10 protein-coding genes and 1 pseudogene are annotated in these 11,275 nt (G+C 59.0%); all 11 read right to left on the reverse strand.

Features of this window, described 5'->3' with window-relative positions:
* Window positions 1-8: 8 nt before the first annotated feature.
* Complete coding sequence (gene tnpC / locus B060_RS0122850) at window positions 9-1,646, reverse strand: IS66 family transposase (RefSeq protein ID WP_026173047.1); 1,638 nt, start codon at window positions 1,644-1,646, stop codon at window positions 9-11.
* Between the two features lie 73 nt (window positions 1,647-1,719).
* Window positions 1,720-2,064, reverse strand: a complete 345-nt coding sequence (tnpB, locus tag B060_RS0122855; RefSeq protein ID WP_018083855.1) for an IS66 family insertion sequence element accessory protein TnpB — start codon at window positions 2,062-2,064, stop codon at window positions 1,720-1,722.
* Window positions 2,061-2,432, reverse strand: coding sequence for a transposase (locus B060_RS0122860; protein ID WP_157405697.1), 372 nt, complete (start codon window positions 2,430-2,432; stop codon window positions 2,061-2,063). Before B060_RS0122860 ends, tnpB begins: the two co-directional genes overlap by 4 nt.
* A gap of 94 nt (window positions 2,433-2,526) precedes the next feature.
* Window positions 2,527-4,299 carry a TadE/TadG family type IV pilus assembly protein gene (locus tag B060_RS0122865; RefSeq protein ID WP_018084121.1) on the reverse strand — a complete coding sequence of 591 codons (1,773 nt, stop codon included), beginning with the start codon at window positions 4,297-4,299 and terminating at the stop codon, window positions 2,527-2,529.
* Window positions 4,300-4,492: 193 nt separating this feature from the next.
* On the reverse strand, window positions 4,493-5,314 hold the full coding sequence (locus B060_RS0122870; protein ID WP_018084122.1) for an RluA family pseudouridine synthase: 822 nt from the start codon (window positions 5,312-5,314) through the stop codon (window positions 4,493-4,495).
* Window positions 5,315-5,363: 49 nt separating this feature from the next.
* On the reverse strand, window positions 5,364-5,744 hold the full coding sequence (locus B060_RS0122875; RefSeq protein ID WP_018084123.1) for a DUF805 domain-containing protein: 381 nt from the start codon (window positions 5,742-5,744) through the stop codon (window positions 5,364-5,366).
* Between the two features lie 105 nt (window positions 5,745-5,849).
* Window positions 5,850-7,151 carry a replication-associated recombination protein A gene (locus B060_RS0122880; RefSeq protein ID WP_051081145.1) on the reverse strand — a complete coding sequence of 434 codons (1,302 nt, stop codon included), beginning with the start codon at window positions 7,149-7,151 and terminating at the stop codon, window positions 5,850-5,852.
* A 96-nt stretch (window positions 7,152-7,247) separates the two neighbouring features.
* Window positions 7,248-7,475: a hypothetical protein gene (locus B060_RS0122885; protein ID WP_018084125.1), complete on the reverse strand. Its 228-nt coding sequence runs from the start codon at window positions 7,473-7,475 to the stop codon at window positions 7,248-7,250.
* Window positions 7,476-7,544: 69 nt separating this feature from the next.
* Window positions 7,545-9,506 carry a M61 family metallopeptidase gene (locus B060_RS0122890; RefSeq protein ID WP_018084126.1) on the reverse strand — a complete coding sequence of 654 codons (1,962 nt, stop codon included), beginning with the start codon at window positions 9,504-9,506 and terminating at the stop codon, window positions 7,545-7,547.
* A 71-nt stretch (window positions 9,507-9,577) separates the two neighbouring features.
* Window positions 9,578-11,008: a Do family serine endopeptidase gene (locus B060_RS0122895; RefSeq protein WP_018084127.1), complete on the reverse strand. Its 1,431-nt coding sequence runs from the start codon at window positions 11,006-11,008 to the stop codon at window positions 9,578-9,580.
* Window positions 11,009-11,095: 87 nt separating this feature from the next.
* A pseudogene (locus B060_RS0122900) lies at window positions 11,096-11,275 on the reverse strand (DUF1801 domain-containing protein); the annotation flags it as partial.

Below are 11,275 nucleotides of genomic sequence, written 5' to 3' on the forward strand. Positions count from 1 at the left end.
GTAAGCGATCAGCTGGCCCCGTAGGCTTTAAAGTTCCACGGCATGAGATCCTCGAGTTTTGAGATGGGCCATCCGTTGGCGAGCCGTTCGAGCGTTTGTGTAAGCCAGGCCGCAGGATCGACATCGTTCATTTTGCAGGTCTGCAGAACGGTTGCGATGGTCGCCCAGGTTCTGCCTCCTCCATCGGAGCCAGCGAACAGACTATTCTTTCTCGTAATTGTCTGGGGCCTGATGGCGCGTTCGACAACGTTGGAGTCGATCTCGGCCAGGCCGTTATGTAGGAATACTTCGAAGCCCTCGCGGCGCTTGAGTGCGTATCGGATGGCCACAGCCAACTTTGATTTTCCCGATATTCTGGGCAGCGTAGTTTCCCAGAGCTTAAACAAGTCAGCGACGACCTTGGCGGAGTTTTGTTGTCTGGCTTTGGCTCGTAGTTCAGGTGCCCGGCCGCGGATGTCGTCCTCGACCTGCCAGAGCGCCTTCATCATTTCGACCGTGGCGGTCGCAACCGGTAAGGCGTCCGACACATGCAGATCGTAGAACTTCCGTCGTAGATGCGCCCAGCAGCCGGCAAGGACTGCGCCGCTATTGGCGGCGCCTTTCGGTGCAATGCTGTTGTAACCGTTATAACCATCCACCTGCACAATACCATTATAGCCATCGAGATGATCGGCCACACAGTCACCGGCGCGACTATCTTCGAAGCGGAACGCCACCAGGATGGGGCCCGAGCCGCCGAACGGTCGATCATCACGGGCATAGGCCCAGAGATAGCATTTTCGCGCCTTGCCCGTCCCCGGGGTCAGGGTCGGCAAGGTGGTCTCGTCGGCGAAGATGCGTTCGGCTTGTTTGATCTGATCGAGGATATAATCGCTGATGATCATCAGCTCGAAGCCGACTGCTCCCATCCATTGGGCCATCAGCCCGCGGCTAATCTCGACCTTGTCGCGCGCGTAAATCGCCTCCTGGCGATAGAGCGGCAAGCCATCGGCATATTTCGAGACGGCGACCTGAGCCAGCAGGGCTTCGGTCGGGATGCCGCCTTCGATGATGTGGGGCGGCGCCGGCGCTTGGATGACGCCATCCTCGCCCTTAAACGCATAGATGGGCCGGTGAGTGACCATAACGCGGAACTTCGCCCGCACGACGTCGAGGCGTTCGCTCGTTTCCACGCGGATCAGGACCTTGGTCTTGCCCTCGTGCTCAGGCAGGGCTTTCGGCTCGATGGTTTGTTCGATGCGCTCCAAGTGAGCTGGGAAGGCCTTGCGTGGCCGAGGGGCGCGCTTGGGCTTATCACCACTGCCAGCCTTTTTAACCAAGGTCTCCAACTCGGCGATACCTGTCGCGATGTCGTCGAACAGTTCAGCCTGCTGCTCATCTGTCAGAGCAATATGGCGCAGCTTCTCAGACTTGCGGCCGAAGCGGGCTCGACTGAAGATCTTCAGGATCGATGTGAGGTTTTTGATACGCTCTTCAGCGTCCGCATGGATATGCGTCAGATCCTGAAGACGGGCCTCAGCGAGTGCGTTTTCGACCTTAAGATTTGCGACTTCCGCTTCCAGGACGCCAGCCTTTTGTGCCATAGCCAGCGCAAACGCTTTGAGCGCTTCCACGTCATCTGGCAGGGTAAAATCCGGTCTCTCCATAGCCCCAAACATAGCACATATCGGGTTGATTTGCCTACGTTTTTACTCGATTTTGGCGAACAATTTCGTGCATTTAGCCAACGATTTCAGGGGCCTTTACACCGATGACGCGGACCTTTTTCCAGTCCAGGCCATCGAGCAAGGCAAGCACCTGGACGTGGTTCAGCTGGATGCGGGCGGGCCCAACCCTGGGCCAGATAAACTGAGATTTTTCCAGGCGCTTCGCATACAGGCACACGCCGGTCCCGTCCCACCAGACGATCTTTATTCTGTCGGCGCGTTTGGCCCGGAACGCATATAGCGACCCGCTGAACGGATCACTTCCCGCAGCTCGAACCAAAGCCAGCAAAGAGTCAGGTCCCTTGCGGAAGTCGATCGGAGACGCCGCCAGGAAGATTTTCACGCCCGCCGGGATCATGCTTGGCGCACCGCGCGGATCACTCGGACCAGATGCCCCTCATCAGCGGCGGAGCAGGCCCGGATGGTGACGCCGTCGACAACGATTTCGATGACGGCACGAGACACGGCGCCCCGCTCTGCCGCGAGAGGCGTATTTTCCAAATCGTGCAAAAGTCCACGATCGCGGGCAAACCTGCGCCAACCAAACAGCTGCCCCGGCGATATCCCGATCTCTCGTGCCAATGCCGAAGCGTTCACGCCCGGAACCAGCGAACGCGATGCCATCTCGGCTTTGTAGTCGTCAGCCCACTCTCGACGAATTCGACCAATAGAACCCGAGCCGGAACTGACGACCTCCACAAATTGGAAGTTTCTATCCCTACGCATATCTCCAGACATAGAAGTTCACCATCGCAACGCTTCTGGGTCTGATAGCATGGCCGAAAACTACCAGCTATATGGGGCCAACTGCACGCTTACCTTAGTTGGTCAGGCGTATCTTCTTGATCGATTTCATGATGCTGCCCAAGGTGCCGTTGATCTGGTTGGAACTGGACAGGTTATAATAGTAGCCGGTATTCGAGGCGCAGTTCTGGAGGGCGGTCGAATCCCCGGATTCCAGTCGCACCGTAAAGACGGTAATGCCCAGTTTTTTGGCGTTTTCGCACGCCAGCGACATCCGCGCCGTGATCTCGGTATTGCTGTTGGTCCAGCGGTTTTGCGTGTTCATGCCATCGGTCAGGATGATCATATACTTGTTGATCGTCTTGTCCGTAAACGCAGCGCCGCCGGTAAAGGGGGCTGTCGGCGACAGAACCTCCATGCCCCACTGGATGCCGATGGTGACATTGGTGTTGCCGGCCGGCGTCATCTTGGCAGCGTAGGTACGTACCGAAGCGATATCCGTCGTCAGATCCTTGATCGGCAGCAGGGAGTTGGTGGCGCATTTCGCCGCTGGATAGAGGGTGTCGGTGTTCGTCGCCACCGGCGCATCCGAGGTCACATCGTAAGACTGCACGCGGTCGATTACGCAGCCCGTCCAGGCGCCGCTGGTCACGCCCAGCAGATCGCTGTTGGCGGTAATGGTGTTATTATCCTTGATCACCACGGTCGATCCGCTGTTATAACCACCGGCGGCCTGCGAGGTGTAGGCGATCGTACCGGTATATTGCTGGTAATTGTAGCCCGACGGCGGCGAATAATAAGCCGCGTTGCCGTAGTAGTCACCATTGCTGGAGCCGCTGTAATAGGTCAGGCTCGTGCCGTTCACCCTGTACGTCGATATCTTGTACATGATGTAGTAGTAATAGTAGGTGTGGCCATAGCTGCGATAGGTGCTGTTGGTCTTGTAATACGAGGTCGACATAACCGAAAAATAGCTCTTGCCATTGCTCGTATAGGTCCCGGTATAGTTGATCTTGTTGTCCAGGCAGGCGCTGCTGGAGCCGCACATATCGCTGTAATTGGCCACCAGCACCGTACATTTCTCCGCGGCCAGGCCCGTGCAGGTATAGGGATCGGAGGAGGTGGCAAAATTGCCCGCATAGCTGCCCATGCCGGCTACGTTATCGAGTGCTACCTGGGTATCGAAGGGCACGAGGGCCACCTTGGTCTTACCGATATTGTTGCCCTTCGAATCGAGCAGCGACGCCAGCGTCGAATCCAGGCTGCTCTTGAGCGCTTCCATCTTGGTGACCGTAGCCCCCGATGTTTTTTGGCCCATCGAACCGGTGTTATCGAGCACGAAGACGATCTCGGCCGCGTTCATGGTCACGCCGGCATCCGCCTTGGCGCTGATGGTGACCGAGCCCATGTCGGTTTCATTGCCCATCAAAAGTTCGGACATCTTGCCGACCACGAGGGTTTTCACCGTTGCGGTCGCCGTATAATGCATGGTCTGAATATTATTGTCCGTCGTCACACTCAGTACGCCGGACGCGGTATCAAACCCCGCGCGCACAGCCTTGCCGCAATAGGTGTTTGAGACACTCCCCGAATCGGAGAGATTATCGCAGAAGGCGTTATGTGCGGCCGCCGTCTGGGAATTTAAATTGCCATTGGAATTGAGCGCCGCAGCAATAGCGGCACTGTCGGCAGCATCCTGAAGGTGGGCCTTGGCTGTAAGGACATTGGCGAATTCAAAGCCCGCGCCCGTCACGGCAACAACCGGAACAATGGCCAAGGCCACGGTAATCGTCACATTGCCGCGCGTCTGGGCAAGAAAGCGTTTCAGAAAGCCACGAAAACCGGTCATTCAGGCGCCCTTCAGGCTCAATCAGCGATTTTTTCGCCGGCTTTACACAATACAAACCCGAAAGCTATCAGTCGCCGATTAAAAAGGCAGTAACTTTAACAGTAAATAGAATTGTGATAATTGGTAATATTAATATCTATTTATAATTAATAATGATTAGTATAAATATATCATGAAAAAGTACATTTCATCGCTATTCCAGAACCTTTAAGTCCAGGGCCTGGCACAACTCAACGACATCCTGATGCAGGGGCGCAGACAGGGTAAACTCACCGCTGCCGTTCGGATGCGGGAAGGTCAGGCGCAGGGCATGGAGCATCAGGCGCTTGACACCGGCGCCGCCCAGGCTCAAGGCGCCGCCATAACGGATATCGCCGGCGATTGGCGCTCCCATATGCGCCAGATGGACGCGGATCTGGTGCATCCGGCCGGTATGCGGCATGCAGCGCACCAACGCCACCTCGTCGGTGCGGCTCAATACCTCGAAGGCGGTTTTGGCCGCCTGCGCCTCGGGATGATCAGCCTCGCAGACACGCGAATAGGCTTCGCGACCGAGTTCCTCACGGCGCATGGGAAACTCCATCACGCCCTTATCCGGCAGGTTATGCGGATTGGAGACCACGCACAGATAGGTCTTGGCAAAGGCGCGGCGGATCATCGCCTTGCCGAGATAGGAAGTGGCTGGCGCTGTTTTCGCCACCAGCAGGATGCCCGACGTATCGCGGTCGAGGCGGTGGATCAGGTTGGGCCGCTTGCCGTTTGGCCGCGCGAAGGCCCACATCATGTCATCGAGATTATGACCGCCGCCGCGCCCGCCTTGGGACGACAGTCCCGACGGCTTGTTGAAACCGAAGATATCGGCGTCCTCATAGACGATCATCGACTTCACCCACGCGGTTTCCTCGGGCGTGATCGCCTTGGGCAATTTGCGCGGATTGGTGCTCACGGCTTCCTGACGTGGACGACGCCGACCGGTTTCCAGGGCTTTACGATGTTGGGGGGACTGCTTGACCATGGGCGATGCCTAACCGGACATGGCAGACAGGTCAAAGCAAATCACCGCGTCAGAATACGTTCGCTTCATCGCTGCGCTGAGAAGGTTGCGCAAACAGCACGATCAGGACAATCATGCCGATTACGCTGAAACCCAGCAACTGCCACCAGCCGCTACGATTGATGTCATGCAGGCGGCGCGCACCAACTGCCAGTGTCGGCAACCAAAGTACCAACGACAATAGGGAAGCCAAACCGCCCAGAAACATGGTGTTCAACACGGCAAGAAAGATATTGACGAAGATAGTTGCCAGATAGAACCACCAGAATTCCGAACGCGCCGCACGGCCATTGAAGTCGACGAACTTGCTAAGGCAGATACCAACCGCGTCGGCAAAACCAAGTGGGCGCGGTGACGGACCAAAGCGGTTCGGACCGCTCGGCTTGATCACAAAGACTAGTCTAGAAACGACGCCAGCCCTGGAACAAGCAAAACCAAGGCAGTGATCAGCAAATGCAATATTGAAAACGATCCCATATTCACCCCTCGTATGAAATTACCGCTTCTGCTTAAGAACCCTTAGTTCGCTGAGATGTTCAAGCCGTTGCTTGGTCTTGCCCTCGTGGCCGTCGCCCTTGGGATCGTAAAATTTCGGGCGTTTCATGCCGTCCGGGAAATAGTTCTGGCCGGAGAAACCGTCCGGATCGTCGGGGTCATAGATATAACCCGCGCCATAGCCGATATCCTTCATCAGCTTGGTCGGCGCATTGAGGATCACCGTCGGCGGATCGAGATGGCCGGTTTCCTTCGCCGCCTTCTGCGCAGCCTTGAAGGCCGTGTAGACGCTGTTGGATTTCGGCGCCGAGGCCATGTGCACCACCGCCTGCGCCAGCGCCAGTTCACCCTCTGGCGAGCCCAGAACCTCGTAGGTATCGCGCGCGGCATGGCACATCAAAAGCGACATCGGGTCGGCATTGCCGATATCTTCCGACGCCATGCGGATCATGCGGCGGGCGATGAACAGAGGATCGTCGCCGCCATTGAGCATCCGCGCCAGCCAGTAGAGCGCTGCATCGGGGTCCGAGCCGCGCACTGACTTGTGCAGGGCCGAAATGAGGTTGTAATGCCCTTCCTTGTCCTTGTCGTGGTTAGGCCGGCGCTTTTGCAGGTGCGCCAGCAGGCCATCGGAATCGATCGGTGCGTCAAAGCCCATATGATCAAGCGACTCGATCAGGCTCAGGATATAGCGGCCATCGCCATCACTGAGCAGTTTGAGCGTATCATAGGCTTCCGGCGTTAGCGGCAGCTTGCGCCCCAGAAAACCTTCGGCACGGGCGATCAGGCCATCGAGCGCAGCATCATCCAGCCGCTTTAGCACAAACACCTGACAGCGAGACAAAAGCGCGCCGTTCAGTTCAAACGACGGGTTTTCGGTCGTGGCGCCGATCAGGGTGACGACACCGGCTTCGACGAAGGGCAGGAAACTGTCCTGCTGGGCGCGGTTAAAGCGGTGAATTTCATCGACGAACAGGACGGTGCGGGCGCCCTGGCCATGGCGGAATTGCGCCTGCTCGAACGCCTTCTTGAGATCGGCGACGCCCGAAAAGACCGCCGAAATCTGCTGGAACTCATAGCCGGCGGCTTCAGCCAGCAGGCGCGCGATGGTGGTCTTGCCGACGCCCGGCGGTCCCCACAGGATCAGGCTCGGCAGAAAGCCTCGCTCGATCAGGCGGGCGATGGCGCCGCCCTCCCCCAGCAGATGATCCTGCCCGACGATATCGGCGAGAACCTGCGGCCGCAGCCGGTCGGCCAGCGGCTTCTGGTCGTCATCGACCTTCGGCATAGTGTTCTTCAGCATCGGCTCCGGTGTGCCGAAAAGATCAGTCAGGGGGGCTTTGGACATGAAACAAATATAGAACGGAGCGCCCGCTGTTGAAAGGGCAAACTGCGACTTTTATCGACGCGCGGCGAGGCTTTGGCGCAGATGATCTAACTGCGCCTGCGCAGCCGGCGACAGGGTGACATAGACGGCCGGGCCATGCACAGGCTCCTGCCGCGCATCCGGCCAGGCATCAGAATCACGCGCCGCGCGCCGCACAACAGGCTCGACCGGCTGAACGCGCTGACGCCAATAGGCGCTCGCACGGCTCTCGACCTGTCCTGCATGGGCTGAAAAACGCAACCTGACCTCCGGTACGAAGACATGATTCTCCGCACCAACAAGTTAACGCGCGTTAACACTTTTCGCCAATTATTTTCCCTTTACGGGCTTGTCCTCAGCCCCATAGATGGGCTTCAGCAGATCTTTCGTGCCTTCGATCCGCTCCAGATGCGGATAGCGCAGGCCGTCATGATAGTCGAAGCTGACGCTGCGGAAATACTCGCCGTCCTGCACCATCATCTCGATCTTGTCGCTGTTGCCGGGCGTATGGGCCGCCACGATGGCGTCTTTCAGACGTCCGCCATCGAAGGCCCGGCCATTGACCGCGATCACCTTCATCCCCGCCGTGAGCCCCGCCTTGAAGCCAGGGCCATCCCACAGGACATCGCGCAGGGTGCCGTCCCGGCCGATGCTCAGGCCCAGGCTGTAACCCAGCCCCACACTGCCACGCTTGGACTCGTTGCTCTTGATAAAGTCAGACGGCGTGTCGTTATAGACCAGTTTGTAACCCGCCCGCGCCAGACCATCCAGTGGTGCGCCTGTCCCTGTGCGGTTCAGACGGGTATTGAGGAAGCTTGCCCAGTCATACGGATAGACATCGTTCAGCGCCTTGACCACGTCCTCGAAGTTATAGGGCGCCGGCAGGTAGGAACCGTTATGCGCCCCCCAGAAACCGCGCGCGAAATCATCCAGCGACCGCTTGCCGCCGGTCTTGTCCCGGATCAGGGTGTCGGCATCGAGCCAGATCAGTCCCCCTTCGGCGTAATAGTCCTCCGAGCGCTGCCAGGTCGGCCATGATTTCGGCCCGCGGTTCGAGATGATCGGATCGTAGGTCGTATCCTGCAGATCGCGCCACTGGCGCGCCGGCAGTATGTCGTAACTCGCTGCCGTCACCGCCAGCATTTGCAGACGCTGGTCGAAATTATAAAGTCCGGCTCGGTTTTCCAGCACGTCGGTCCAGTAGGTCGTGCCGCCCTCATAGACCCACAAAAGCTCGTTGCGCATCGGCTCGTTAAAGGTCGAGGTGAATTGCCCCGCCGGCCTGCGATACTTGCCGTCCCAAGAATGGATATATTCATGCGCGATAATGTTACGGCCAAAGCCTTTGCCGGCGACATTGGCGAAATAGCCCGGTTCGATACCGATCTCGGACGAGCGGTGATGCTCCAGCCCGATGCCGCCCATCTCATCGGAGACCGCCACCAGCCAGTCGTAATGATCATAGTGCTGGCCACCGAACAGCTTATAGGCCTCCTGAACGACCTTGCGGTGGATCTTCAGCACATCATCCGAGACGGTGAGTTCCTTGGGATCATCGGCCACCAGGTTCATCCATACCGGCGTCTTGGCGCCGGGTGCCATGTCGTAGCGCCTGAAATAGCGTCCCGCGATCAGGGGCGAATCGACGAAGTTGTCGTAGGAGATTGGCTTGAAGGTGACCACATCGGCCTCGCGCTTGTCCGTCTCCAGCGCCGTGGCGAAATGCCAGTCCTTCGGCAGTGTAAGGCTGACCTGGATCGGGATGCGGCGCGTGTAATAACCTGCAGGATAGAGGCTTTCGTTCTCCCACTGCAGGGTCAGCATGTTGCGCGTGTGGACGATGACGCCGTCCCTCTCCTGCACCGGTGACAGGTACTGGAAATCGGCCGTCACCTCGCTGACACCCTCCGGCACCTCGACGTGGAAGGCGTACATATCGACATCATCACGCCGCCATTTCAGCTCCTGTTGTCCGTTTGGGCCGCCCGCCCTGATATGCAGTCCGGCGATCTTGGTCAGGTCGCTGTCACCCGGTGAATGGTGGCCCGGCAGCCATTTCGGCACCAGAAGCGTCAGCCGCCCCGCCTTGCTGACAGGAATAATTTCCCGCATGGCGATGATATGGCGATCCAGATCTGTGGCATCGACGTGCAAGCGGATGACGCCGGGATAGTCGATATCCTGCGGCGCCGGTAAGGCGGGCGTCTCCGCCGCTGGAACCGGCAGCGCTTGTGCGTTGATGCCGCTCGCCATCAGGGCCATCACCAAAGCCAGACCGGATACCTTCAACATGCAGCGCCTCCTCAAATAAAGACGGTACTATTGGTCAGGTCACGCGGGCTGTAAAGGGACCGCGACCGAAATCAGCTAAGGGTCGCGGTAATGATCTGACCGCGGCGCATGATGGTGATCTGCCAGCGACGTGCGCCGGCCTTGGTCACCGCTTCCAGATCCGCGGTCGTGCTGATCACCATGCCATTGACCGACTTGACGATATCGCCGGGACGCAGGCCGACCGAGGCGGCGAAGGTGCGCGCCGAGTCGATCGACAGCACCATCACGCCCTTCGGCGCATCGAACGGATCGACGCCGATCTCCTCGGCCACAGCCGGTGACAGGTTGACGACATGGGCGCCGGCGAAGGGATTCTGCCCGCCGATGGTGCGCTCATCGCGCGGCGGCGAGCTTGAGGGCGCCTGCGCCTTGATCCGGACCGTCACCGGCTTGCCGCTGCGCATGGCGTCGACCACGGCGGTTTGCCCCACCGACAGCAGGTCGATACGGTAGCGCAAGGACGCCGCATCATTGATCGGCTGCCCATCGATGGTCAGGATGACATCGCCCGTCTTGAGGCCCGCCTGATCGGCTGGGCTGCCGGCATAGATATCCGATACCAGAACGCCGGCCGGACGATCCATGCCGAGCGACTTGGCAATGTCGCTGGTGACCGTGTCACCCTTGGCGCCGAGCCAGGGCCGTTGCAGGTGCGTGGCGCCGCCGGCGGCGCTCTCGACCACCCGCTTGACCAGAGCCGAGGGGATGGCGAAACCAACCCCGGACGACGAGCCGGAGCCTGACAGGATCATCGAATTGACCCCGATCAGGCGGCCATTCATATCGACCAGCGCGCCGCCGGAATTACCGGGATTGATGGCGGCGTCGGTCTGGATATAGGAACCACCGCCGGGGCCGACCTCGGTGCGGTCGAGGGCGGAAATGATGCCATTGGTGACGGTCTGGCCGACGCCGAACGGATTGCCGATGGCCAGCACCAGATCGCCAACCTCCAGATTGCGGTCATCGTCCATTTCGAGCGTCGGGAAGCTGGCCCCCTTCTGGTCGATCTGGAGCACGGCCAGATCGGTGCGCGGATCGGCAAGCAGGAGTTTGGCGGGGTATTCGCGGCGGTCATTGGTGACGACCATAAAGGTGGTCGCACCCTCGATGACGTGGTTGTTGGTGACGACAATGCCGTCCTTGCGCACAATGACGCCGGAACCGAGCGACTGCTGGACCTGCTGGCGCGGCACCGCCCCGAACATCTGCCAGAACGGATCGACCTGCTGACGCGCCACGCCCTTGGCGTAGACGTTGACCACGGCCGGCGCCACGGTCTTCACCACGGGGGCAAACGAGGTCTTCATGCCGACCGCGCTGTCTGGCACCTTGCTCGGCGCGTTCAGGGTGTCGTTGAAGCCAGTGCCGGAGAATTTCTGGGCATCCTGCGAATGCGATGGCGAACAGGCCACCAGCAGGGCAGCGATGGAAAGATAGGCAGGGGCGCGCAGTTTCATGTCAATTCCCGGAGGTTGGCTTATACGGCTAAATGTAAAAATCTTTGCGGCGGTATCAAGGCTTGGCACCGGCGGATCAGGTCATATTTACAGTTGCACGATCCATTGACGTAAAATCATCGTCAAAGGCTCGCGCTTAGGCGCGATATCGGCTTCGTCGCCAAAACTCAGCCTGGCCCGATCCGTGGCCAGCCATTCCAGCAACTGGTCGGGATCATCAATCGTGCCCGTATAGCCCCGCACCTTCGCACCTCTGTGCAGGATGAT

Origin of the sequence: Asticcacaulis benevestitus DSM 16100 = ATCC BAA-896 (assembly GCF_000376105.1) — a bacterium.
Lineage (GTDB): Bacteria > Pseudomonadota > Alphaproteobacteria > Caulobacterales > Caulobacteraceae > Asticcacaulis > Asticcacaulis benevestitus.